Origin of the sequence: Streptomyces sp. NBC_00461, from assembly GCF_036013935.1 — a bacterium.
In the GTDB taxonomy this organism is placed as follows: Bacteria; Actinomycetota; Actinomycetes; order Streptomycetales; family Streptomycetaceae; genus Streptomyces.
This window is the reverse complement of record NZ_CP107902.1, coordinates 5,060,710-5,084,946: the sequence shown is the minus strand read 5'-3', so window position 1 is coordinate 5,084,946 and position 24,237 is coordinate 5,060,710. Positions and strand designations below refer to the sequence as shown.

The following is a 24,237-nucleotide window of genomic DNA, read 5'->3' as shown; positions in this document are numbered from 1 at the left end:
GGGTGCGGCTCCACCACCGTGGGTGGTCAGTCCTGCCGCAACGGCCGGACGTCGGGCGCCACTTGCGCGCCCGGTGTCGCCCGTACGATCGTGATCAGACGGTCCGTCAACTGCAGTGTGCCGAGGGACGGATCGTCGTATCCGAGCACCCGGTGCCCGCGTACGACGCTGACCACCAGATCCTCCGTCTCCCGCGGCTTCTTTCCCACCTCGGCCTTTATGACCGGTCGTTCGACCATGTCGAGCCCGCTGCCCTGCTGGATGAGGTCCTCCATCACCATGCCGGCCGCGGGGCTGAGCACGGACAGGCCGAGCAGACGGCCGGCCGCGCTGGCGCTGGTGATGACCGCGTCGGCGCCGGACTGCTGGAGCAGCGGCGCGTTCTCCTCCTCGCGGACCGCGGCCACGATCTTCGCCCCGCGGTTGAGCTGCCGGGCCGTCAGCGTGACCAGCACGGCCGTGTCGTCGCGCTGGGTGGCGATGATGATCTGCCGCGCCCGGTGCACCTCGGCCCGTCTGAGCACGTCGCTGCGCGTCGCGTCCCCGAGGACGCCGGCGTAGCCCTCGGCCGTCGCGGCTTCGATCACCTTGGAGCTGGGGTCGACCACGACGACCTGCTCCTTCTTCAGCCCCGTCGCACAGACGGTCTGGATCGCCGAGCGCCCCTTCGTCCCGAAGCCGACGACGACGGTGTGATCGCGCAAGGCGGACCTCCAGCGGTTCAGTCGCCATTCCTCACGGGTGCGTTCGGTGAGGACCTCAAGGGTGGTCCCGACCAGGATGATCAGGAAGAGCACGCGCAGCGGCGTGATGACGAAGATGTTGGTGAGCCGGGCGGCATCGCTGACCGGGGTGATGTCGCCGTAGCCGGTGGTGGAGAGCGTGACGGTGGCGTAGTAGAAGGCGTCGAGCAGGTCGACCGCTCCATCGGAGTTGTCGTTGTAGCCGTCGTGGTCGACGTAGACGATGAAGGCGGTCGCGACCAACACCAGCAGCGCGAGCAGTACGCGTTTGGTCACCTGGCGGATCGGGCGATCCACCACTTTTTTCGGGAGTTCCACCCGGTGGGTCACGAGATGTTCGTCCGCTTGGCGGGCGATCGCGTCATGGCCCGGAAGTTTCACGTGAAACACACCCCGATTCCGGCGGACGCCCAGGGCAGGTCGAGGAGTTCGAGCTCCTGACCGGGGCGGGCGCCGCCCGGTGGTACGACGGCGAGGGCGTCGGCGGCCGCGATGCCGCGCAGCATGGCCGGGCCGTTGTAGTGCAGCGGCACGGCACTGTCGCCGCGCAGCACCACGGGGATGAGCCGGGTGTCGTACGGATGCCCGTGTGCCGCGTCCTGGAGCGGCAGGGTGTACGGCTCCGGGGCGGGGCGTGCGGCAAGGGTGCGCAGGAGGGGTTCGGCGAGGGTGAGCAGGCCGGAGACGGCGGCGAGGGGGTTGCCGGGCAGGCCGACGAGGTGCTGGTTCTCCTTGGTGCGGGCCAGCAGCATGGGGTGGCCTGGGCGTACCTTGACGCCGTCCACGAGAAGCTCGGCGCCGATACGGCGCAGCGTGGGGTGGACGTGGTCGACGGGGCCGGAGGCGGTGCCGCCGGTGGTGACGATCAGGTCGGCGTCGGAGCCGGTGACGGCCTTGCGCAGGGCCTTCGCATCGTCGCCGAGCCGTCGCACGGAGGTGACCTCGGCACCCAGCGCCCGCAGCCAGGGCGGCAGCATCGGGCCGAGGGCGTCCCTGATGAGGCCGTCGTGCGGCCGGCCCTCGGTGAGCAACTCGTCGCCCAGCACGAACACATGGACGCGGGGGCGGGGGACGGCGGTGAGGGTGTCGTAGCCGGCGGCCGCGGCGAGGCCGAGTACGGCCGGGGTCACCAGCGCGCCGACGGGCAGGAGTTGGTCGCCGGAGCGGCACTCCTGGCCGCGGGAGCGGATGTCCTGCCCGTGCTGAATGTCTCGGGAGGCGTGCAGGCGCCCCTTTTCATCGATGCGGCCGTGCTCGGTGCGGAGCACGGCGGTCGTGTCCTGGGGAATGCGGGCGCCCGTGGCGATGCGGACGGCCTCGCCGTCGGTGAGGGCCTCCGGCTCGGCGTGTCCGGCCAGGAGGCCCTCGTCCCGCACGTCCCAGGGGCCGGGTCCCGAGACCGCCCAGCCGTCCATCGCCGAGGTGTCGAAGGAGGGCAGGTCGGTCAGGGCCGTGAGCGGGGCGGCGAGGGTGAGGCCGAGGGAGGCCCCGAGCGGGACCGAGACCAGGGCACGTCGGGTGCCGGAACGGCCCGCGCGTGCGGCGATCGCCCGTGCCTCGGGCCAGGGGATGGCCCGGTGGTGGGCTTCGGAGGTGTGCGGCGCGGCGTGGTGTGCGCCGTGCGAGGCGGGCGCGGGGACGCCGTCGCCGGGAGTGCGGCTGTCGGGGTCGTTCACCAGGGCGAGCACCTCCTCGACGTCGAGGTCCTCGGCGTCCTCGCCGGTCGGGGCGGAGCGGGCGGTCATCCGGCGTCCGGGCGGGTGTCAGGGCCGGCGCCGGGCCCTGCGTCAGGCCCTGCGCCCTCGGCCTTGTCGGCCTCGTCTGCCCAGCGCAGGGCGAGGGCCGCGGCCTTGCGGGCGGCTTCGGCGACGGCTTCGGGGCCCCCTCCGGCCTGCGCGGCCGCGTAGCCGACGAGGAAGGTGGTCAGCGGTGCCGCGGGCCTGGCCACCGAGTGCGCGGCGTCGCGGGCGAGGTCGAGCAGGACGCCGGTGTCGACGTCGAGGTCGATCCCCAGCTCGTCCTTGGCTGTGGAAATCCATTCATCCAACACGTGCCCATGCTCCCTGATACGTGCCCTGGCGGCGGCGATGTCGTCCCAGGTGTCGCAGTCGAAGGACGCGACGGGGTCCGGGACGCGGGTGAGGTCGAGGGCGGCGGTCAGCCGGCGCAGCGGCAGTCCGGTGAGCTCGCCGTGCTCGGTGGCGAGCGCGGCCAGTCCGCGACGCAGCGCGTGCGTGCGGTAGGCGGCCACGAGGGGCTGGTCGCGGCCGTCGGCGTCGGTGAGGAGGACGCCGTCGCTCCGGCTCGCGCCGAGTGCGGTCAGCAGCCGCCGTACCGTGGCCGCCCCGAGGAAGGGCAGGTCGGCGGAGAGGACGACGAGTTGTTCGGCCGTGGTGTGGTGCAGCCCGGCGCCGAGCGCTGCGAGGGGTCCCCCGCCGGGCGGGTCCTCGCGGGCCCACAGCACGGGCCGGGCGGTGGGCCGGGCGTCGGCGACGACGACGGTCCTGCGGGCGTCGGCGCAGGCGGCCAGCACCCGGTCGAGCAGCGCCCGGCCACCCACGCGCACACCGGGCTTGTCGGCACCGCCGAGCCGCCGGGCGGCGCCCCCGGCGAGCACAAGCGCGTCGTACGCCGGAGCAGCGTCACGGTCGCCGGAGGGCTCGTACCCGGAGGGCTCGTACCTGGATGGCTCGTACCTGGATGGCTCGTACGAGGTCATCCCCCGAGTATGCGTGCCGTGGCGATCACAGGGAATGTGCGGGTGGCGCCGGGGGCCACGGGGGCACGGCATACCCCGGGGGCACGGGTCCCGGGTCCCCGGGTCACGCAGTCACCGGGCCACCGGGCCACCGGGCCACCGGGTCACCGGAGAATGTGCGGGTGTCCCCGGGGACACGGCTCACGCGGTCACGCGGTCACGCGGTCTGTGTCACGCGGCGCGCACGCTCACAGAGTGCGCAGCAGGACCGCCGGCTGTTCGACGCAGTCCGCCACGTACCGCAGGAAGCCGCCCGCCGTGCCGCCGTCGCACACCCGGTGGTCGAAGGTGAGCGAGAGCTGGACGACCTGTCGCACCGCGAGCTCGCCCTCGTGCACCCAGGGCTTGGGGACGATGCGGCCGACGCCGAGCATGGCGGCCTCGGGGTGGTTGATGATCGGCGTGGAGCCGTCGACGCCGAACACTCCGTAGTTGTTCAACGTGAAGGTCCCGCCGGTGAGTTCTCCGGGCGTGAGCCGTCCCGCGTGGGCCGCCTCGGTCAGCCGGGCGAACTCCGCCGTCAGCGCCTCGGCGTCCCGCGCGTGCGCGTCCCGCACGACCGGGACGACAAGACCCCGCTCGGTCTGCGCGGCGAATCCGAGGTGCACGTGGTCGAACTGGACGACCTCCCTCGCCTCCATGTCGACCGTGGAGTTGAGCTCGGGGAAGCGGGCGAGAGCAGCCGTGCAGATCCTTGCCAGCAGGGCGAGCAGGGAGATCCGGGTAACCCCGGCTGCCGCGTTCATCGCGGTCCGCGCGCGCATGAGTTCGGTGGCGTCGGCGTCCACCCAGCAGGTCGCGTCCGGTATCTCGCGGCGGCTGCGGGAGAGTTTGTCGGCGACGGCGCCTCGGACGCCCTTGAGCGGGACGCGGATTTCCGTGCCGTGGGCCGCGGGCGGGGTCGGGGTCGGCGCGGGCTTCACGCGCGCGTCGAGGTCGGCCGACTGCTCCGCCGTCAGCCCCGTCAGCCCCGTCCGCCCCTGAGCCTCGGCGGCACGCAGCGCGTACTCCACGTCCGCCCGCAGGATCAGCCCGTCGGGGCCGGAGCCCGTCATCTCCTTCAGGTCCAGGCCGTTCTGCCGGGCGAGCCTGCGCACCAGCGGCGAGATCACGGGAACGGGTCCGTCCGCGGCCACGGGGGCACCGACCTGTCCGTTCGCCTCCCGGGACGCCGCGGGCGCCTCCTGTCCCGGCCGCACCCTCCGCCGCCGCGCGGGCGCCTCCGACGTGCCGTAGCCCACCAGTACGTTGCCCGAGCCCTCCGTCTCGCGGCCGGTGGCCGGCGCGCCGACCGCCACCGTGATCAGCGGGGCCCCGACGGGCAGTTCCGCGCCCTCCTCGCCGAAGCGGGCGGTGACCACACCGCCGTAGGGGCAGGGCACCTCGACCATCGCCTTGGCCGTCTCGACCTCGACGACCGGCTGGTCGATGGTGACGAGGTCTCCGACCTCGACGAGCCAACGGACGATTTCCGCTTCGGTGAGCCCCTCCCCGAGGTCGGGAAGCCTGAACTCCAGGCTGTGCATGTCAGACGCGTGTGCCATCAGCTCTCGGCCTCCCATTGCAGGCGCCCCACGGCGTCCAGGATCCGGTCCACGCCGGGCAGGTGGTGTCGCTCCAGCATCGGCGGCGGATACGGGATGTCGAACCCGGCCACGCGCAGCACCGGCGCCTCCAGGTGGTGGAAGCAGCGCTCGGTGACACGGGCCGCGATCTCCCCGCCCGGGCCGCCGAACCCGCCCGACTCGTGCACGACGACCGCGCGCCCGGTCCGCCGCACCGAAGCGCCTACCGTCTCGTCGTCGAACGGCACCAGGGAGCGCAGGTCGACGACTTCGAGGTCCCAGCCCTCGGCCTGTGCGGCCTCGGCGGCTTCGAGGCAGACGGGCACCGACGGTCCGTACGTGATGAGCGTGGCGCTCCGGCCCGAGCGCCGCACCACCGCGCGGCCTATCGGTTCAACGTCCGTCGGGTGCTCGGGGTTCCAGGAGTCCTTCGACCAGTACAGGCGCTTGGGCTCCAGGAAGACGACCGGGTCGTCGGAGGCGATGGCGGCGCGCAGCAGGCCGTAGGCGTCGGCGACCGTGGCGGGCATGACCACATGGAGCCCGGGAGTCGCCATGTAGTACGCCTCGGAGGAGTCACTGTGGTGCTCGACGCCGCCGATGCCGCCGCCGTAGGGGACGCGGATGGTGAGGGGGAGCGGCATCGCGCCGCGCGTGCGGTTGCGCATGCGGGACACGTGCGAGATCAGCTGCTCGAACGCCGGATAGGCGAACGCGTCGAACTGCATCTCGACGACCGGCCGCAGTCCGTACATCGCCATGCCCACGGCCGTCCCGAGGATGCCCGCCTCGGCCAGCGGCGTGTCCGTGCAGCGGTCCTCGCCGAACTCCTTGGCCAGCCCGTCGGTGACCCGGAAGACACCGCCCAGGGTGCCGACGTCCTCGCCCATGACGTGCACGGTGGGATCGGCGGCCATGGCGTCGCGCAACGCCCGCGTGAGGGCCTGCGCCATGGTGGCCGGCTTGAGGGCGACGGTGGTCATCAGTGCCCGCCTTCCTGCTCCGTGTGCAGCTCCGCGTGCAGCTCGGCCTGCAACTGGGCCCGTTGCTCACGCAGTTGGCCGGTGGGCTCGGCGTAGACGTGGGCGAACAGGTCCATGGGGTCGAGCACCGGGTCCTGGTTCATGCGTTCACGCAGGTCGGCGGCCATGGTCTCGGCGGCGTCGCGGGCGGCCCGTATGCCGTCCTCGTCGATCAGACCACGTTCGGTCAGCTCGTGCTCCAGGAGCGCGATCGGGTCGTGCTCACGCCAGGTCTCGACCTCGGTGTCGCCGCGGTAGCGGGTCGCGTCGTCGGCGTTGGTGTGGGCGTCGATGCGGTACGTGATCGCCTCGACCAGCGTGGGCCCGCCGCCCTCGCGCGCGTGCCGCACGGCGTCGCTGAGTACCTCGTGCACGGCGGCCGCGTCGTTGCCGTCGACCAGGCGGCCGGGCATGCCGTAGCCGACGGCCTTGTGGGCCAACGACGGGGCCGCGGTCTGCTTGGCCAGCGGGACGGAGATCGCGAAGCCGTTGTTCTGGACCAGGAAGACGACCGGGGCCTGCCAGACGGCGGCGAAGTTCAGCGCCTCGTGGAAGTCGCCCTCGCTGGTGCCGCCGTCGCCGACCATGGCGAGCGCGACCACGTCGTCGCCCTTGAGGCGGGCGGCGTGCGCGAGGCCGACGGCGTGCGGGAGCTGGGTGGCGAGGGGGGTGCACAGGGGTGCCACGCGGTGCTCGCGCGGGTCGTAGCCGGTGTGCCAGTCGCCGCGCAGGAGAGTGAGCGCCTGGACGGGGTCCAGGCCGCGTGCGACGGCGGCGAGCGTGTCGCGGTAGCTCGGGAAGAGCCAGTCGCGCTCCTGAAGGGCCAGCGCGGCGGCGACCTCGCAGGCCTCCTGGCCGGTGGTGGAGGGGTAGACCGCGAGGCGGCCCTGCTTGGTGAGGGCGGTCGCCTGCGCGTTGTACCTGCGGCCGCGTACCAGCTCGGCGTACAGGCGGCGCAGCAGCGCCGGGTCGGCCTTCGCCGCCGCCTCGGTGCCGAGGACGCGGTAGGGCTCCGCGTCGGGCAGCAGCGGCGCGGGGTCCATGCGCGGCTGCCAGGCGGGCGGCGGGGACGGCCTATACGCGCCCCGCTGCTCCATGACCGTCATGACGGCACCTCCTCGTGGGAGCGGCTTCAGGCGCGCCACGGGTGTGATGCGCCTCACCTACCGATTGTTCGGTCGTCGGCACATTTTGGCTACAGGCACCTTCAGGCTGTGGACAAACGGTTCTCCACAACCTCAAATGAACGCAGTACGTCCATGGTAGGGAGGCGGGGGGACATGGCACCTGAACAAATGGCCGAAGGGGCGGAGGGCGGCGGCCAGCTACCGATGCCCCGTCCCCTCGACGCGATCGATCTGGACATCCTGCAGATGCTCCAAGCGGACGGCCGCGCGTCGATACGGTCGGTCGCGGAACGGGTGCACGTCTCGCGCGCCAACGCCTACGCGCGTATCAACCGCCTCATCGAGGACGGTGTCATCCGCGGCTTCGGCGCCCGCGTCAACCACGAGCGCGCAGGTCAGGGCACCTCGGCGTACATCACCCTGAAGATCGTCCAGAACTCCTGGCGCACGGTGCGCGAGCAGCTCAGACAGCTGCCGGGGGCCTCCCACATCGCTCTCGTGGGCGGCGACTTCGACGTGCTGCTGCTGGTGCACACCTCGGACAACAGGGCGCTGCGCGAGGTGGTGCTCACCAGGCTGCAGGCGATGCCGGAAGTGCTGAGTACGCGGACGCTGCTGGTGTTCGAGGAGGAGGACCTGGAGCCGCAGGGCTGAGCCTGAGAGTGCCTCTCAGGCCTCCTTGGTCTCCTTCGTCTCCTTGCGGAGACCTCCGAAGACCAACTGCACGACCGCGTCGGCGACTTCGCGCTCGCTCGTGCCGCGTCCATCCGGCCGGTACCACTCGACGATCGAGTTGATCATCCCGAAGACGAGTCGCGTGGCGAGCCGCACCTCCACGTCCTCGCGCACGTCCCCGTCGGCGGCCGCCGCCTTCAGCAGCTCGGCCACCTGGTGGTCGAAGTCCCGGCGCCGGTCCAGGGCCCACCGCTCGGTGGCCGTGTTGCCGCGCACGCGCAGCAGCAGCGTCACGTACGGCAGGTCGCCGATCAGCACCTCGACCATGCGCCGGACGACGTACTCGAAGCGCTCGGCGGCGCGTCCCACGCGCGCGTGCTCCTCGTCGAGGATCCCGAAGAGTCCGTCGAGCGCCCGGCTGACGGCCCGGCGCAGCAGCTCCTCCTTGCCGGCCACATGGTGGTAGATCGACGACTTGGAGATGCCGGCCGCCTTGGAGAGGTGCTCCATGGAGGTGCCGTCGTAGCCGCGCTCGTTGAAGACCTGGACGGCGACGGACAGCAGCGTCTCCGGGGTGTACGTGTCGCGCTTGGCGGTGGTCATGACGTGCTGCCCTCCCGCTTGTCGGTGGCGTACGCGTGGCGGTACAGCGCCAGGGACGGCGCATAACGCCCGGAGGGGTCGCGCAGGTGCAGGTCGTCGAGGAGGGCGTACGCCCAGTTGCGGCCCAGCTTGCGGCTCCACTCGAAGGGTCCGAGCGGGTAGTTGACGCCCAGGCGCATCGCGGTGTCGATGTCCTCCTGGGTGGCCACGCCCTTGGCGACGGCGTCGTGCGCCAGGTCGACGATCCGGGCGACCGTGCGGGCGACGATCATGCCGGGTACGTCGCCGATGACGCTGACGTCCTTGCCGAGCGCCTGGAAGAGGCCGGTGGCCTCCGCGAGGGTCTTCGGCGCGGTGTCCTGGGACGCGGACAGGGCGATGCGGGTGGCCCTGCGGTAGTCGAGGGCGAGGTCGAAGTAGACGACGTCGCGGAACTCCACGGAGGTCTGGCCGTCGGCGAGCGCCAGCTGGCCGCCGCCCGGCAGGACCAGCCGGGTGCCGTGGTCCTCGTCCTCCTCGCGTACGGCGATGCCCGCCTCGCGGATCAGCGCGAGCAGTTCGGACGCGGGGCCCAGGTCGCCCTCGACGACGACGTACGCGGGCGGCTGTGCGGGCTCCGCGGTGTGCGGCTCGGCGCTCTCGGCGTCGTCGCCGTAGTCGTACCAGCCGTGACCGCTCTTGCGGCCGAGCCGGCCCGACTCGACCAGACGCCGCTGGGCGAGCGACGGCGTGAAGCGCACGTCCTGGAAGAAGGACTGCCACACGGAGTGTGTGACCGACTCGTTGACGTCCTGCCCGATGAGGTCGGTCAGCTCGAAGGCGCCCATCCTGAAGCCGCCGGACTCGCGCAGCACCGCGTCGATGGTGGCGGGTTCCGCGCCCTGGGCCTCGTAGACCGCGAACGCCTCGGCGTAGAAGGGCCGTGCGATGCGGTTGACGATGAACCCGGGGGTGTCGGCGCAGGCGACGGGCGTCTTGCCCCACGCGCGTGCCATCTCGTACGCGCGCGTGGCCGACGAGACGTCGGTGGCGAACCCGGAGACGACCTCGACGAGGGGCAGCAGCGGCGCGGGGTTGAAGAAGTGCAGGCCGAGGAAGCGGCCGGGGTTGCGCAGCGCGGCGCCGATGGCGGTGACGGACAGGGACGAGGTGTTCGTGGCGAGCAGACAGTCCTCGCCGACGATGCCCTCCAGTTCGCGCAGCAGCTCCTGCTTGGCGTCCAGCCGCTCCAGGACGGCCTCGACGACCAGGGAGCAGTCGGCGAGCTCGGAGAGGCTCTGGGCGGGCAGCAGACGGTCGCGTGCCGCGTCCCGGTCGGCGGCCGCGAGCCGGTCCTTCTCGACGAGCCGGTCGAGGCGGGCGCCGATGGCCTCGGCGGCTTCCCGGGCGCGCCCGGCAGCGGCGTCGTACAGCCGTACGCGATGGCCTGCGACCAGTGCGACCTGGGCGATGCCCTGGCCCATGGTGCCGGTGCCGACGACGGCCACGGGGCTGCTGAGGTCGAGTGCTGTCATGTGCGCGATCCTCCCGCACGGGGTTTTCCACAGATGCGGCGGACCCCCTTGTCCCGACCGATCGTTCGGTTACTCTAACTCTGACCGGCTGTTCCTGCCCATGTTTCTGCCCAGGTCATGAGCTCGACGAAGAGTTCACAAGACGAGGAGTTGACCCAGCATGGCCGCCGAACTGACCACGCACGAGCTGATCTCCCAGCACCGGCCCACCCTCGACCAGGCGCTGGAAGCGATCCGCACGCGCGCGTACTGGTCCCCGCACCCCGAACACCCCAAGGCGTACGGCGAGAGCGGCAGCCTGGACATGGCGGCGGGCAAGGCCGCCTTCGACGCCCTCCTGGGCACCCGCCTCGACCTCGGCCAGCCCGGGACGGACGACTGGGTGGGCGGCGAGGTCTCGCCGTACGGCATCGAGCTGGGTGTGACCTACCCGCACGCCGACGTCGACGAACTGCTGCCCGCCATGAAGGCCGGACAGCGCGCGTGGCGGGACGCGGGCGCGGAGATGCGCGCGGTGGTGTGCCTGGAGATCCTCAAGCGGATCAGTGACCGGACGCACGAGTTCGCGCACGCGGTCATGCACACCAGCGGCCAGGCGTTCATGATGGCGTTCCAGGCGGGCGGCCCGCACGCGCAGGACCGCGGCCTGGAGGCGGTGGCGTACGCGTACGTGGAGCAGGTCCGCACACCCGACACGGCGGAATGGACCAAGCCGCAGGGCAAGCGCGACCCGCTCGCGCTGACCAAGCAGTTCACGTCCGTCCCGCGCGGGATCGCGCTGGTCATCGGCTGCAACACCTTCCCGACGTGGAACGGCTATCCGGGCCTGTTCGCCTCCCTGGCCACCGGCAACGCGGTCCTGGTCAAGCCCCACCCGCGCGCGGTGCTGCCGCTCGCGCTCACCGTGCAGGTCGCCCGTCAGGTGCTCGCCGAGGCGGGCTTCGACCCGAACCTGGTCGCCCTGGCCGCCGAGCGGCCCGGCGAGGGCATCGCCAAGACGCTGGCCACCCGCCCGGAGATCCGGATCATCGACTACACGGGCTCGACGTCCTTCGGCGACTGGCTGGAGGCCAACGCCCGCCAGGCGCAGGTCTACACGGAGAAGGCCGGCGTCAACACGGTTCTCGTGGACTCCACGTCGAACTACAAGGGCATGCTCTCCAACCTGGCGTTCTCGCTGTCGCTGTACAGCGGCCAGATGTGCACCACCCCGCAGAACCTGCTGATTCCGCGTGACGGCATCCGCACCGACGAAGGGCCCCGCACCTTCGACGAGGTGGTCGCCGACCTCGCCCGCTCGGTGGACGGTCTGCTCGGCGACGACGCGCGCGCGAACGCCCTGCTCGGCGCGATCGTCAACCCGGACGTGAAGGCCCGCCTGGAGGCGGCGGCCGGCCTCGGCGAAGTCGCCCTGGCCTCACGGGAGATCAGCAACCCGGAGTTCCCGGACGCGATCGTGCGCACCCCCGTGATCGTGAAGCTGGACGGCGCGCGGAAATACTGGGAGGGGGCGGACGACGAGGCCGCGTACATGAGCGAGTGCTTCGGTCCCGTCTCGTTCGCGGTCGCGGTCGACTCGGCGGCCGACGCGGCGGAGCTGCTGCGGCGCACCATCCGCGAGAAGGGCGCGATGACGGTCGGGGCGTACACGACCGACGAGGAGGTCGAGCAGGCGGTCCAGGAGGTGTGCCTGGAAGAGGCCGCCCAGCTGTCGCTGAACCTCACGGGCGGGGTGTACGTGAACCAGACGGCTGCCTTCTCCGACTTCCACGGCTCGGGCGGCAACCCGGCGGCCAACGCGGCGCTCACGGACGGCGCGTTCGTGGCCAACCGTTTCCGTGTGGTGGAGGTCCGCCGGGAGGCCTAGAGAGCGCTCGCGCCCCCGGTGGCACTCCAGTGGTACAGCGCCATGGCCACACTCGTCGCCAGGTTGTAGCTGGAGACCTGGGGACGCATCGGGAGGGCCAGCAAGTGGTCGGTACGCGCGCGTAGTTCGGCGGACAGCCCGCTGCGCTCGGAGCCGAAGGCGAGGACGGCGTCGTCCGGGAGCTTGACCCCCCGGATGTCGTCGCCCTCAGGGTCCAGGGCGTACAGCGGGCCCGTCGGCAGCTCGTCGACGGCCAGCCGTTCCACGGCGGTCGCGAAGTGCAGTCCCGCCCCGCCGCGCACGACTGTGGGGTGCCAGGGGTCGAGCGTGCCGGTGGTGACCACCCCGGTCGCGCCGAACCCGGCGGCCAGCCGGATCACGGCACCCGCGTTGCCGAGGTTGCGCGGGTTGTCGAGGACCACGACGGGGGCGGTGCGGGGGGTGTGCGCCAGCCTGTCGAGGTTGGCGGCGCGGGACGGTCGTACGGCCAAAGCCGCCACGGCGGTGGGATGCGGGCGCGGGACCAGACTCCGATACGCCGGCTCCGGCACCTCGGTGAGGAGTTCGCCCAGCCTGTCCCGTACGTCGGGGGCCAGTTCGTCGGCGAGGGCGAGCGCCGCCCGCCGGTCGACCGTGACCGCCACCGGCACCTCGGCTCCGAAACGCACGGCGTGCTTGAGGGCGTGGAAGCCGTCGAGCAGCACGCAGGTGCCGGCGAGCCGGCGCCAGTCGCTCACAGGGCCGGCAGTGGGGTCGGTCATGGCGTGCAGCCTACGTGCGCGTGCGCTGCGCTCACGCCGTGGAACCCAGTGGTGTTGGGCGCTGCGCCTACGCCGTGGAGCCCGCTCGTGTGGGCTCGGGGTTCTCCGGCGCCCGCGGGCCCGGCAGCGTCACACGGCCGTCGCGGGCGAAGAGGCGCTCACGCCCGCGTGCCGCCCAGCCGCCCACGCGGCGCAGCAGCGACGTCGGCAGGAAGACCGCGTCCGCCGCGATCATGGCCAGCGAGAAGAACGGCAGGCCGAGGACCACGGCGATCACGGCGTGCTCGGTCATCATCGCGGCCAGCAGGACGTTCTTGACCCGCCGGTTGAACAGTGTGAACGGGAAGGCCACCTGCACGATCACCGTCCCGTACGTCACGAGCATCACCATCGTGCCGCTGGAGGACAGCAGGTCGGCGAGCCCGGGCCAGGGCGTGAAGTAGTCCAGGTGGAGGGGGTAGTAGACCGCGGTGCCGTCCTGCCAGCGCGTGCCCTGGATCTTGTACCAGCCGGCTGTCGCGTAGATCAGACAGGCCTCTGCCATGATCACGAAGAGGGCGCCGTTGTGGACGATGTTGGCTATGACGTCCAGCAGTATCCGGGGCTCGCCGCTCTTCACCCGGCGCCTCACGGCCCACGACAGGGCGGAGGCGAGCCACACGACCCACAGGATCACCGGCACGGTCGGGTCGACGCCGTCGAACCGGCCGCCGGCGGTCACCGCGACCAGCGCGAACCCGAGCAGGCCCCAGAGCGCGGGGCCGACCCGGTCCGAGACGTACTGGTCCGACACGTACTGCTCCGGGCCGTACACATCCGGGCCGTACTGATCCCGGCCGTGCTGATCCGGGACGTACTGCCCACGCGCGCGTGCCTCACGCGCGAGCCGTGCCCGCCGCGCGTCCAGCGACCAGACCTGGCCGCAGCGCGTGAACACGAGGTAGACGGACATCAGGTGCAGGACGTTGTCGCCGCCGTCCCCCATGAAGACACTGCGGTTCTGCAGCGAAAGGACACCGATCATGAACAGAACGGACATCGTGCGGGTGCGCCAGCCGAGCAGCAGCAGCAGGCTCGACAAGGCGGCGAGCACGTAGACGACCTCGAACCAGCCCCGGCTGTCCGACCACATCAGAGCCGTGAAGGCGCTGTTGGACGAGATCAGCTGCTGGGCGAGGTCCCAGCTCCACGGGCTTCCGGGGCCGTACAACTCCTCGCGGTGGGGGATCTCGCGCAGCAGGAACAGCAGCCAGGTCGCGCTGAAGCCTATGCGGACCACGGCGGTCTGATACGGGCCGAGCGCCGCCCCGGTGATGCGCGCGATGGCGGAGGAGACCGCCAGGGCGAAGCGGTTCACTCGGCTCCTCCGTCGGTGTCGGCGGCCGTGACGAGCCACCAGGGCAGCACACGGTCCATGGGCTTGTCCGAGATCTTCTCCGTGCTCCACTTCGGCGGCGGCACGTTGGTGGTACGGGAACGCACCTGGACCTGCTCGATGACGCCACCGTTGCCGGACACGTCGTCGCGGTCCAGGCGCAGCATCACGATGCGCCGCAGGTAGGACTCGGACAGGGTGCCGCGCAGGCCCGTCGAGCGGTTGGTGCTGTCGTGCGTGGCGACGAAGAAGTCCCAGGCCCGGCGCAGCTCGTTCTGCTGGGTGTGGCTGGGCAGCAGATTGCCGTCGATGGCCCGGCCGTCCTCGGCGGACAGGTCGTACCAGCCGGTCGTCCGCAGCTCGCCGTTCTTCGCCTGCACCTCGGCGCGGACCTGGAGCGCGATGTTCTGCTGCAGCGGATTCGGCGCGAAGAGCTTCCAGTTCTGCTCGAACTCCGGGTAGATCCAGTCGTCGATCGCCTTGCCGTGCGCCTTGGTCAGCGTGTTCGCCGGCGAGACATGCAGAAAGACCATGCCGACGTGCACACAGACGACGACGGCGACGACCGCGAGCGCCAGCGCGGCGCCGATCTGGTAGCGCGGGGAGAGAGCGGCCACACCAGTACGCGGCGCCAGGTGCGGACCGGGGTCAGAGGTGGAGGCAGAGGTGGAGTCGGGTGCGGGTGCCGGTGCGGGGGCCGGTGCGGCACCTGCGGGGGGCCAGGCCCCAAGATCGGCTCCGCCCGTGTCCGGACCGGCGATCCGCTTCGAACCGGCAATCCGCTTCGGTCCGCCGTCGGCAGCGGGTGAACCGTCAAGATCAGATCGACCGTCGGGCTCGCGCGGACCATCGGCTTCCGGAGATCCGTCAGGCTCGGACGGGCCGCCCGCTTCCAGAGATCCGTCAGGCTCGGACGGGCCGCTCGCCTCGGGCGCTTCGCCCGGGTCCGGCGCACCGCCGGGCCCGTCCGGCCCGCGCCGGGCGTCCGAGTCTGTGCCGTACGCGTCCATTCCGCCCCGTCTCCCGATCCCGGTCGTTCTTCCGGCGCCCCGGCCGCCCGGCCGCAGGGGCGCCGTACCGCCTGTGCGCAGCGCGCCACCGCACTCGCACGGGCACCGTACTCAGGCCCGCCCGCGCGGCACAGCCCCTGTCGGACCGACCGACCACGGCGTACGCGAGGTCCCCCCTTTGTCCACAGGGCACGCCCGCAGGTTATCCACAGCGGTTGACACCTTACGGCGCCCGTCCCACCATGGAAGCGCATGAACCGAACGATCGGTCGGGAGCGCGCTCCGGACAGAGTCCAGGTCGAGGGGGACCTCATGGCGACAGCAGCCACGCACCAGACGTACGGCACCGAGGAGGACACCGCCGCCATCGGTGCGTACGAGCGTGCCTTCGACGCCGCCGTGGCCGCCGACGAGCGCATCGAGCCGCGGGACTGGATGCCCGACGCCTATCGCGCGACGCTGGTCCGGCAGATGGCACAGCACGCCCACTCCGAGATCATCGGCATGCAGCCGGAGGCCAACTGGATCACGCGCGCGCCCAGCCTGCGCCGCAAGGCCATCCTGATGGCCAAGGTCCAGGACGAGGCGGGACACGGCCTGTATCTGTACAGCGCCGCCGAGACGCTCGGCACCAGCCGCGAAGAGCTGCTCGACAAGCTCCACTCGGGTCGGCAGAAGTACTCCTCGATCTTCAACTACCCGACGCTGACCTGGGCGGACGTAGGCGCGATCGGCTGGCTGGTGGACGGCGCCGCGATCACCAACCAGGTCCCGCTGTGCCGCTGCTCCTACGGCCCCTACGCACGCGCGATGGTCCGCGTCTGCAAGGAGGAGTCCTTCCACCAGCGCCAGGGGTTCGAGCTGCTGCTCGCCCTCAGCCGCGGCACTCCGGAACAGCACGAGATGGCGCAGGACGCGGTGAACCGCTGGTGGTGGCCGTCCCTGATGATGTTCGGCCCGCCCGACGACGAGTCGGCACACTCCGAGCAGTCGATGACGTGGAAGATCAAGCGGCATTCGAACGACGAGCTGCGCCGGCGCTTCGTCGACATCTGCGTCCCCCAGGCCGAGTCCCTCGGCCTCACCCTCCCCGACCCCGACCTCAGGTGGAACGAGGAGCGGGGACATCACGACTTCGGCGCGATCGACTGGACGGAGTTCCGGGAGGTCCTCAAGGGCAACGGCCCGTGCAACGAGCAGCGGATCACCCAGCGCAGGCGCGCCCACGACGAGGGCGCCTGGGTAAGGGAGTCGGCCGCGGCGTACGCGGCCAAGCACACCGGCGAGACAGGAGCGACGCGAGCATGACGAACACCGACTGGCCCCTGTGGGAGGTCTTCGTGCGCTCACGCCGCGGCCTCTCCCACACCCACGCCGGCAGCCTGCACGCCCCGGACGCGGAGTTCGCCCTGCGCAACGCCCGTGACCTGTACACCCGCCGCGGCGAGGGCGTCTCGATCTGGGTCGTCCCCTCGTCCGCGATCACCGCGTCGTCACCGGACGAGAAGGACCCGTTCTTCGAACCGTCCGCCGACAAGCCATACCGGCACCCGACGTTCTACGAGATCCCGGAGGGGGTGAAGCACCTGTGACCACCCCTGAGACCACCGACCCTGGGGCAACCACAGCAACCACAGCAACCACAGCCATCACGGCGCCCACAGCTCCCCCGACGGCCGCCCTCGCCCTGGGCGACGACGCCCTGGTGCTCTCGCACCGCCTCGGAGAGTGGGCGGGGCACGCCCCCGTTCTGGAGGAGGAGGTCGCCCTCGCCAACATCGCGTTGGACCTGCTGGGCCAGGCCCGCGTGCTGCTGTCGATGGTGGGCGACGAGGACGAGCTGGCGTATCTGCGGGAGGAACGCGCCTTCCGCAACCTCCAGCTGGTGGAACAGCCGAACGGCGACTTCGCCCACACCATCGCCCGCCAACTCTACTTCTCCACCTACCAGCACCTGTTGTACGCGGAACTGGCCACCGGCCACGGCCCCTTCGCCGGCCTGGCCGCGAAGGCCGTCAAGGAGGTCGCCTACCACCGCGACCACGCCGAGCAGTGGACCCTGAGGCTCGGCGACGGCACGGAGGCCGGCCACGAGCGCATGCAGCGCGCGTGCACGGCCCTGTGGCGGTTCACCGGCGAGATGTTCCAGCCGGTGGACGGTCTGGAGGTCGACGGGGCCGGGATGGAGAGGGCCTGGCTGGAGTCCGTCCAGGCCGTGCTGCACCAGGCCACCCTGACGGTCCCCGACGGGCCGCGGACGGGGGGGTGGACGGCCGGCGCGGGACGCCAGGGCGTGCACACCGAGCCCTTCGGCCGGATGCTCGCCGAGATGCAGCACCTGCACCGCAGTCACCCGGGGGCGTCATGGTGACGACCACCGCATTGGAGGCGGAACTCCTCGCGGCCGCGGGTGCGGTGCCCGACCCAGAACTGCCCGTGCTCAGCCTGCAGGAGCTCGGTGTCGTGCGCGCGGTGCATGTGCGCGGCGCGGACGCGGTCGAGGTCGAGCTGACGCCGACGTACACCGGCTGCCCGGCCATCGAGGCGATGGCCCTGGACATAGAGCGGGTGCTGCACGCGCACGGCATGCGCGACGTCACCGTCCGCACGGTGCTGCAGCCCGCCTGGTCGACCGACGACATCACGGCCGAAGGGCGGCGCAAGCTGCGGGAGTTCGGGATAGCGCCCCCGCGCGTGCGGGCGGAGTCGGGACCGGTCCCCCTCGACCTCGGTCCGACGCGCACGGCGGCCGCCGCACCGGACCCCGTGCACTGCCCGCACTGCGGCAGCGCCGACACCGAGCTGCTCAGCCGCTTCTCCTCCACCGCCTGCAAGGCACTGCGGCGCTGTCTTGACTGCCGTGAACCCTTCGACCACTTCAAGGAGTTGTGATGGCCCGATTCCACGCGCTCCTGGTGGCGGCGGTCGACCGGCTCACCGACGACTCCGTGGCCCTCACTCTCACCGTGCCGCCTCACCTGCGCGAGGAGTACCGGCACGCCGCGGGCCAGCACCTCGCGCTGCGCCGCCGAACCGAGGGAGCAGAGATACGGCGCACGTACTCGATCTGCTCCCCGGCCCCGTCCCTCGACGGCGAAGGCCCCCACACGCTGCGGGTCGGGGTGCGGCTGGTCGAGGGCGGAGCGTTCTCGACCTACGCACTCAAGGAGATCAACGTCGGCGACGAGCTGGAGGTGATGACCCCGGCCGGCCGCTTCACTCTCGACCCGGCACCCGGCCTGTACGCGGCGATCGTGGGCGGCAGTGGCATCACCCCGGTGCTGTCGATCGTCTCGACGCTGCTCTCGCGCGAGCCGGAGGCGCGGTTCTGTCTGATACGCAGCGACCGGACGGCCGCCTCGACGATGTTTCTCGACGAGGTCGCCGACCTGAAGGACCGCCATCCGCAACGGCTGCAGCTGGTGACGGTGCTGTCCCGGGAGGAACAGCAGGCGGGCCTGCCGTCCGGGCGGCTCGACCAGGAGCGGCTGACCGGGCTGCTCCCGGCGCTGCTGCCGGTGGGACAGGTGACGGGATGGTTCCTGTGCGGACCGTTCGGGCTGGTGCAAGGGGCTGAGCGGGCCCTGCGCGGACTCGGTGTGGCCCGCACGCGCATCCACGAGGAGATCTTCCACGTGGACGCCACCGCACCCACCGCGGCCGTGACCGCCCCCGCGCACAGCACGGTGACCGCCCGGCTCGACGGGCGCGGCGGGACCTGGCCCGTGCAGGACGGCGAGTCCCTGCTGGAGACGGTCCTGCGCAACCGGCCCGACGCGCCCTACGCCTGCAAGGGCGGAGTGTGCGGGACCTGCCGGGCCTTCCTGGTCAACGGCGAGGTGCGCATGGACCGCAACTTCGCGCTGGAGCCGGAGGAGACGGATGCCGGGTATGTGCTGGCGTGCCAGTCGCATCCGGTGACGGAGAAGGTGGAGCTGGACTTCGACCGCTGACGGCGTCGGGCCGGGCGGCGCGACGGTGGGCTGGGCCGCGGCGGGACGGGCGGCATCGGGCTGCCGGGCCGCGACAGGCTGTGCCGCAAGGCCAGACCCCACCGGCGCCGCTCCGGTCGACTCGGCCGCACCGTTCCCTTCTTCTAGAACCTGTTCTATCTTGACGGTCCGTCAGATCAGCGGACCCGCTGGAGGGACAGGACGTGGACTTCACCTTCACCGAGGAGCAGCAGGCGGCGGCCGAGGCGGCACGGGGGGTGTTCGCCGGGGTCGTGCCGGACGCGGTGCCCAGTCCCTCGCTGGTCCCGGGCGCCGTCGCCGACGACTTCGACCGTGCACTGTGGAGCAGGCTCGCCGAGGCGGACCTGCTGAGCCTGCTGCTGGACACGGAGCACGGCGGGGCGGGCCTGGACGCCATCGCGCTCTGCCTGGTGCTGCGGGAGTCGGCCAAGGTACTGGCGCGCGTACCGCTGCTGGAGACCAGCGCCGCCGCGGCCGCCGTACAGGCCTACGGTGGCGCGGAGTTGAGGTCGTCGCTGCTTGCCCGTGCCGGACGGGGCGAGGTGGTGCTGACCGTCGCCGCGAACGGCCTCACCGGCCACGATCCGGCCGAACTCGCCGTGACCGCGCAGCAGGACGGCGACGCGTGGATCCTGGACGGGGTGCAGACGGCGGTGCCGTGGGCGCACACCGCCGACTTCGTCGTCGTACCGGCCCACACGCCCGCCGGCCGGACACTCCTCGCCGTGGTCCCCCGCGTCCACCAGGGCGTCGGCCTCGGTGAGCAGATCTCCACCACCGGCGAGCGGCTCGGCGAACTGCGCCTGGAATCCGCGCGGATGGCGGCCCGTGACGTCATCGACGCCGACGGCGCCTGGGAATGGCTGCGCGAGCTGCTGACCTGCGGGACATGTGCGCTGGCTCTCGGCCTGGGCGAGCGGGTGCTCGGGATGACCAGTGAATACACCGGCAAACGGGAGCAGTTCGGCTTCCCCGTCGCGACCTTCCAGGCCGTTGCCGTGCAGGCCGCCGACCGTTATATCGACCTGCGCGCGATGGAGGTCACACTGTGGCAGGCCGCGTGGCGGATCGCCTCGGCGGCGTCCGGCGTGCTGCCCGTCTCCGGTGATGTCGCCGTCGCCAAGATCTGGGCCTCGGAGGGCGTACGGCGGGTCGTACAGACCGCACAGCATCTGCACGGCGGGTTCGGGGCCGATGTCGAGTACCCCCTGCACCGGTACCACGCCTGGGCCAAGCACCTGGAGCTGCAGCTCGGCCCGGCGGCGGCGCACGAGGAGGCCCTGGGCGACCTGCTGGCGGCGCACCCGCTCGGCTGAGCCGGCCCTCGCGGGCTACAGGACGAACCCGGCCTGCCCCTCGTCCGTCACGACGGGGCGGCCCGCGGCCGCCCACACCTGCATGCCGCCGTCGACGTTCACGGCGTCGATGCCCTGCTGGACGAGGTACATCGTGACCTGCGCCGAACGACCGCCGGAGCGGCAGATCACGTTGACGCGGCCGTCCTGCGGCGCGGCCTCGGTGAGCTCGCCGTAGCGCGCGACGAAATCGCTGATGGGGATGTGCAGTGCCCCTTGGGCATGACCCGCCTGCCATTCGTCGTCCTCGCGGACGTCCAGCAGGAAGTCGCCGTCCTTGAGGTCCCCGACCTCGACCGTGGGCACACCAGCTCCGAAATGCATGTCTCAGACGCTACCCGACACGGGCGACCACGGAACGGGCGGCCACGGAACGGGCGACCAGAGCGCACGGGACGACCGGGCCCACAAGCACAGCGATCCGGGGACAGCCCTGCACCGAAACGACAGCCCGCACCAAAAGACAACCGCCGCACGACCGCCTCACAACCACCTCGCAGCATCGGCGCGCATGCGCCGCACGCCCGGGTCATACGCCCCACAGGTCATACGCCCCAGGTCACACGCCCCCAGGGACGGCACCCGCGGCCGCGACCGGCGCCTCACCCCAGCAGCTCAGCCAGCTCCGCTTCACGCTGGGAGACATCGGCCAGGAGCTTTTCGGCGATCTCCTCCAGGAGCCGGTCGGGATCGTCCGGTGCCAGCCGCAGCATCGCGCCGATCGCGCTCTCCTCCAGGTCCTTGGCTACCAGCGAGAGCAGCTCCTTGCGCTGGGCCAGCCATTCGAGGCGGGCGTAGAGCTCCTCGCTGTGGCTCGGACCGCGCTCCTGCGGCGCCGGTCCCTTGGCCCACTCCTCGGCAAGCTCCCGCAACAGGGCCTCGTCGCCCCGGGCATAGGCGGCGTTGACCCGGGTGATGAACTCCTCGCGCCGCGCCCGCTCGGTGTCCTCCTGTGCCAGGTCGGGGTGGGCCTTGCGGGCCAGTTCGCGATAGAGCTTGCGGGCCTCGTCGCTGGGGCGCACCCGCTGCGGAGGCCGCACGGGCTGGTCCGTGAGCATCGCCACGGCTTCCGGGAAGAGGCCCTCCCCGTCCATCCAGCCGTGGAACAGCTCCTCGACTCCGGGCATCGGCATCACCCGGGCCCGGGCCTCGTCCGCCTTGCGCAGGTCCTCGGGGTCGCCGGTGCGGGCGGCCCGGGCCTCGGCGATCTCCGCGTCCAGCTCGTCGAGGCGGGCGTACATCGGGCCGAGTTTCTGGTGGTGCAGCCGGGAGAAGTTCTCGACCTCGACGCGGAAGGTCTCCACCGCGATCTCGTACTCGATCAGCGCCTGCTCGGCGGCCCGCACGGCTCGCTCCAGCCGCTCCTCGGGACGCGGCGCACCGTTTTCGGGCGTCGCCTGCGCCTCACCGGCGGCGACACCACCCTGCTCAGCTTCCGGGCTCGTCACCCGCCCAGCCTAGGCCACGACGGGGTCGACCACTCCGGCGCACCGACACCGCCGTCCCCGACGGCACCGCCCGCCCGACACCTCGACCGCCGTGCTCAGCACTCCTTCCAGCTCGGAACTCCGCCATGCTCAGCACCCGGCATGGCCCTGCACCCGGCCATCGACCGCCTCGACGAGTCCAGACGGTCATGCCCAGACGGTCATGCGCAGGCGGCCATGCCCAGAGGTGTTACCAGGGACCGCACGAGCCCTCAGCGGCCCCGTCCCGTCCCTGAGGCCCCCGACGTCACCGCCCCTCGCCCCGAGCCTCAGCACACTCCGCGTCCACCCACTCCACCGCCAGGTCCCGGCAGGCCACCAGCAGGGTCCCGGGCCGGCACGCGATCTCGTGGGTGCAGCCGTCCTCGTGCGGCAGCACCTCGTCGAGGATCACATCGCCCAGCCCGCTCACGTCGCACACGTCCAGGACGTCCACCTGGAAGCGCGAGACCCCTTCGTACCGCACGAGGAGGTCCTGGTCGTGCTTGAAGCAGTTGTGACCGAAGCGGATCTCGATCTCGTCGTCGCCCATCCGCCGCACACCCTGCGGTCTGAGATCCTTCACACAGCGCTTGCCGTGGAAGTCGTAGTGCCCCGAGTCCGTGGCGAACGCCCGTGCCCCCGGCGGCAGTTGCGGGGCAAGCACCGGCAGCCGGGCCAGATAGGGCCGCGGGTCGATGATCCCTGTCACATCACCGTCCCGCCCGTCGAGGTCGACGTACCTCACCCCACGCTCCTCACCGGCCGTCTCCTGCGAGCACGCCCCTCACACCCCCGTCTCGGCCGCGATCCGCCCCGCCCGCACCGCGGACACCAGGTCGGCGTGGTCGGCCTCCGTGCGGTCGGCGTACGCGACGGCGAAGTCGGCGATCGCCTCGTCCAGTTCCTCGTTCTTTCCGCAGTACCCGGCGACCAGACGCGGGTCGGCGCTGTGGGAGTGGGCCCGGGCCAGAAGTGCGCCGGTCATGCGGCCGTAGTCGTCTATCTGGTCCGCGGCCAGCGCCGCGGGGTCGACGCTGCCCTTGCGGTTGCGGAACTGGCGTACCTGGAACGGCCGTCCGTCCACCGACGTCCAGCCCAGCAGAATGTCGCTGACGACCTGCATGCGCTTCTGCCCGAGAACCACCCGGCGACCCTCGTGCGCCACCTCCGGCGCCTCGAAGCCCGCGGTCACCAGGTGCGGCACGAGCACCGAGGGGCGCGCCTCCTTCACCTGGAGGACGAGGGGCTCCTCCCGGTGGTCCAGGAGCAGCACGACGTACGACCGCGTGCCCACGCTGCCCGTGCCGACGACCCGGAAGGCGACGTCGTGCACCGCATGTCGGGCCAGCAGCGGGAGCCGGTCCTCGGAGAGCGTCGTCACGTACTCCTCAAGAGCCGCCGCCACCGCCGCGGCCTCCTCGTCCGCCACCCGCCGCAGCACCGGCAGCGCCTCGACGAAACGGCGCCCGCCGTCCTTGAGCTGCTCCGTCGACTTCGCCGCGAAGCGTCCGCTCGTGTTGGCCCGCGCCTTCTCGGAGACCCGTTCCAGCGTGCCGACCAGGTCGTGGGCGTCGGTGTGGGAGACGAGCTCCTCGTCCGCGATGGCGTTCCACGCGTCGAGCACCGGCAGTTTGGCGAGCAGCCGCATGGTGCGGCGGTAGGCGCCGGTCGCGTCGTACGCCGCCTTGCGGCACTGGTCCTCGTCGGCGCCCGCCTCCCGGCCGGCGAGCACGAGCGAGGCGGAGAGCCGCTTGAGGTCCCACTCCCAGGGGCCGTGGACCGTCTCGTCGAAGTCGTTCAGATCGATGACCAGGTCGCCGCGCGCATCGCCGTACAGACCGAAGTTCGCGGCATGTGCGTCTCCGCAGATCTGCGCGCGGATCCTCGTCATGGGCGTGCGCGCGAGGTCGTACGCCATCAGGCCCGCCGAGCCGCGCAGGAAGGCGAAGGGTGTGGCCGACATCCGGCCCGCCCGTATAGGGGTGAGTTCGGGAATCCGGCCGCGGTGGGACTCCTCGACCGCGACTGCCGCGTGCGGACGGGAGCCGTCGAGGTCGAGCGCGGAGTGCGCACTGCGCGGCACCCGCTTGCGCAGCGCCCTGCCCTCGTCCTTGGGCGATCCCTCGACGGGCCATCCGGCGAAACCCGGCACCCGCGGAAGCCGCCGCACACCCGACTCCGCCGCCACTGCTGCCGCTTCTCCGACTCCGGTCACCACGACCGCCTCCCCCGCACGTGCACGAACATCAACTCGTGCCGACCGTACAGCCGGTGGCCGAAGCGCGTCAGACCCTGTGGACAACTCCGCACCTGTGGAAAACCCCGGCGCGGGACCGGGAGGGCGAGCCATGTGATTGCCCTCACCAGGCAATACGCCTCACAGCGCCCCGAACAACGCGAAAGCCCCCAGGTCCGAGAC

At 71.8% G+C, this 24,237-nt stretch carries 23 protein-coding genes; 8 read left to right on the top strand and 15 right to left on the bottom strand.

What is annotated here, in order from left to right:
- Window positions 1-26: 26 nt before the first annotated feature.
- The 6 genes from OG870_RS23840 to pdhA form a co-directional block, all read right to left on the bottom strand.
- Window positions 27-1,124, bottom strand: coding sequence for a potassium channel family protein (locus tag OG870_RS23840; RefSeq protein WP_266517987.1), 1,098 nt, complete (start codon window positions 1,122-1,124; stop codon window positions 27-29).
- Window positions 1,121-2,488 (bottom strand): molybdopterin molybdotransferase MoeA, encoded by a 1,368-nt coding sequence (locus OG870_RS23835; protein WP_327691394.1) that lies wholly within the window; start codon window positions 2,486-2,488, stop codon window positions 1,121-1,123. The genes OG870_RS23840 and OG870_RS23835 overlap by 4 nt, the downstream gene beginning before the upstream one ends.
- A complete protein-coding gene (locus tag OG870_RS23830; RefSeq protein ID WP_327691392.1) occupies window positions 2,485-3,462 on the bottom strand; it encodes an NTP transferase domain-containing protein in 978 nt (325 codons plus the stop codon). The genes OG870_RS23835 and OG870_RS23830 overlap by 4 nt, the downstream gene beginning before the upstream one ends.
- A gap of 227 nt (window positions 3,463-3,689) precedes the next feature.
- Window positions 3,690-5,045, bottom strand: a complete 1,356-nt coding sequence (locus tag OG870_RS23825) for a dihydrolipoamide acetyltransferase family protein (protein WP_327691391.1) — start codon at window positions 5,043-5,045, stop codon at window positions 3,690-3,692.
- Entirely contained in the window at window positions 5,045-6,049 is a 1,005-nt protein-coding gene (locus OG870_RS23820; protein WP_266517977.1) for an alpha-ketoacid dehydrogenase subunit beta, read from the bottom strand. The genes OG870_RS23825 and OG870_RS23820 overlap by 1 nt, the downstream gene beginning before the upstream one ends.
- On the bottom strand, window positions 6,049-7,194 hold the full coding sequence (pdhA, locus tag OG870_RS23815) for a pyruvate dehydrogenase (acetyl-transferring) E1 component subunit alpha (protein WP_266583039.1): 1,146 nt from the start codon (window positions 7,192-7,194) through the stop codon (window positions 6,049-6,051). The genes OG870_RS23820 and pdhA overlap by 1 nt, the downstream gene beginning before the upstream one ends.
- A gap of 174 nt (window positions 7,195-7,368) precedes the next feature.
- Here pdhA and OG870_RS23810 point away from each other — a divergent pair, with 174 nt between their 5' ends.
- Entirely contained in the window at window positions 7,369-7,869 is a 501-nt protein-coding gene (locus OG870_RS23810; protein WP_405624609.1) for an Lrp/AsnC family transcriptional regulator, read from the top strand.
- 15 nt (window positions 7,870-7,884) lie between these two features.
- On the opposite strand, the gene OG870_RS23805 is transcribed toward OG870_RS23810, so the two are convergent.
- Together OG870_RS23805 and OG870_RS23800 are read right to left on the bottom strand one after the other, a co-directional pair.
- Window positions 7,885-8,493 (bottom strand): TetR/AcrR family transcriptional regulator, encoded by a 609-nt coding sequence (locus tag OG870_RS23805; protein WP_266583041.1) that lies wholly within the window; start codon window positions 8,491-8,493, stop codon window positions 7,885-7,887.
- On the bottom strand, window positions 8,490-10,007 hold the full coding sequence (locus OG870_RS23800) for a 3-hydroxyacyl-CoA dehydrogenase (RefSeq protein ID WP_266517969.1): 1,518 nt from the start codon (window positions 10,005-10,007) through the stop codon (window positions 8,490-8,492). Before OG870_RS23800 ends, OG870_RS23805 begins: the two co-directional genes overlap by 4 nt.
- 160 nt (window positions 10,008-10,167) lie before the next feature.
- Between OG870_RS23800 and paaN the strand changes: the two genes are divergently transcribed.
- Window positions 10,168-11,874, top strand: a complete 1,707-nt coding sequence (paaN, locus tag OG870_RS23795; protein ID WP_266517967.1) for a phenylacetic acid degradation protein PaaN — start codon at window positions 10,168-10,170, stop codon at window positions 11,872-11,874.
- Here the strand turns inward: paaN and OG870_RS23790 are convergent.
- From OG870_RS23790 to OG870_RS23780, 3 genes are all read right to left on the bottom strand, one after another.
- Window positions 11,871-12,635: a TrmH family RNA methyltransferase gene (locus OG870_RS23790; RefSeq protein WP_266517964.1), complete on the bottom strand. Its 765-nt coding sequence runs from the start codon at window positions 12,633-12,635 to the stop codon at window positions 11,871-11,873. The two genes, paaN and OG870_RS23790, sit on opposite strands and share 4 nt — an antisense overlap.
- Window positions 12,636-12,702: 67 nt before the next feature.
- Window positions 12,703-13,992: an HTTM domain-containing protein gene (locus tag OG870_RS23785; RefSeq protein WP_266583049.1), complete on the bottom strand. Its 1,290-nt coding sequence runs from the start codon at window positions 13,990-13,992 to the stop codon at window positions 12,703-12,705.
- Window positions 13,989-15,020: a DUF5819 family protein gene (locus tag OG870_RS23780; RefSeq protein WP_266583051.1), complete on the bottom strand. Its 1,032-nt coding sequence runs from the start codon at window positions 15,018-15,020 to the stop codon at window positions 13,989-13,991. Before OG870_RS23780 ends, OG870_RS23785 begins: the two co-directional genes overlap by 4 nt.
- A gap of 312 nt (window positions 15,021-15,332) precedes the next feature.
- Between OG870_RS23780 and paaA the strand changes: the two genes are divergently transcribed.
- The 6 genes from paaA to OG870_RS23750 all read left to right on the top strand — a co-directional run bounded on the left by paaA (window position 15,333) and on the right by OG870_RS23750 (window position 20,310).
- Window positions 15,333-16,328, top strand: coding sequence for a 1,2-phenylacetyl-CoA epoxidase subunit PaaA (paaA, locus tag OG870_RS23775; RefSeq protein WP_266583053.1), 996 nt, complete (start codon window positions 15,333-15,335; stop codon window positions 16,326-16,328).
- Window positions 16,325-16,612: a 1,2-phenylacetyl-CoA epoxidase subunit PaaB gene (gene paaB / locus OG870_RS23770; protein ID WP_054242083.1), complete on the top strand. Its 288-nt coding sequence runs from the start codon at window positions 16,325-16,327 to the stop codon at window positions 16,610-16,612. Before paaA ends, paaB begins: the two co-directional genes overlap by 4 nt.
- 56 nt (window positions 16,613-16,668) lie before the next feature.
- The gene (gene paaC / locus OG870_RS23765) at window positions 16,669-17,391 is read left to right on the top strand and encodes a 1,2-phenylacetyl-CoA epoxidase subunit PaaC (RefSeq protein ID WP_266588290.1); all 723 of its coding nucleotides are present in this window, start codon (window positions 16,669-16,671) and stop codon (window positions 17,389-17,391) included.
- Window positions 17,385-17,912 (top strand): 1,2-phenylacetyl-CoA epoxidase subunit PaaD, encoded by a 528-nt coding sequence (paaD, locus tag OG870_RS23760; protein WP_266517949.1) that lies wholly within the window; start codon window positions 17,385-17,387, stop codon window positions 17,910-17,912. Before paaC ends, paaD begins: the two co-directional genes overlap by 7 nt.
- Entirely contained in the window at window positions 17,912-18,973 is a 1,062-nt protein-coding gene (locus OG870_RS23755) for a 2Fe-2S iron-sulfur cluster-binding protein (protein ID WP_266583055.1), read from the top strand. Before paaD ends, OG870_RS23755 begins: the two co-directional genes overlap by 1 nt.
- 203 nt (window positions 18,974-19,176) lie before the next feature.
- Window positions 19,177-20,310: an acyl-CoA dehydrogenase family protein gene (locus OG870_RS23750; RefSeq protein ID WP_266583057.1), complete on the top strand. Its 1,134-nt coding sequence runs from the start codon at window positions 19,177-19,179 to the stop codon at window positions 20,308-20,310.
- 15 nt (window positions 20,311-20,325) lie between these two features.
- On the opposite strand, the gene OG870_RS23745 is transcribed toward OG870_RS23750, so the two are convergent.
- The 4 genes from OG870_RS23745 to OG870_RS23730 form a co-directional block, all read right to left on the bottom strand.
- The gene (locus OG870_RS23745; RefSeq protein ID WP_266588292.1) at window positions 20,326-20,655 is read right to left on the bottom strand and encodes a rhodanese-like domain-containing protein; all 330 of its coding nucleotides are present in this window, start codon (window positions 20,653-20,655) and stop codon (window positions 20,326-20,328) included.
- A 296-nt stretch (window positions 20,656-20,951) separates the two neighbouring features.
- A complete protein-coding gene (locus OG870_RS23740) occupies window positions 20,952-21,797 on the bottom strand; it encodes a J domain-containing protein (RefSeq protein ID WP_405624606.1) in 846 nt (281 codons plus the stop codon).
- Between the two features lie 286 nt (window positions 21,798-22,083).
- Window positions 22,084-22,563: a hypothetical protein gene (locus OG870_RS23735; RefSeq protein WP_266517941.1), complete on the bottom strand. Its 480-nt coding sequence runs from the start codon at window positions 22,561-22,563 to the stop codon at window positions 22,084-22,086.
- A 39-nt stretch (window positions 22,564-22,602) separates the two neighbouring features.
- Complete coding sequence (locus OG870_RS23730) at window positions 22,603-24,168, bottom strand: DUF2252 domain-containing protein (protein WP_405624605.1); 1,566 nt, start codon at window positions 24,166-24,168, stop codon at window positions 22,603-22,605.
- Window positions 24,169-24,237: the final 69 nt, after the last annotated feature.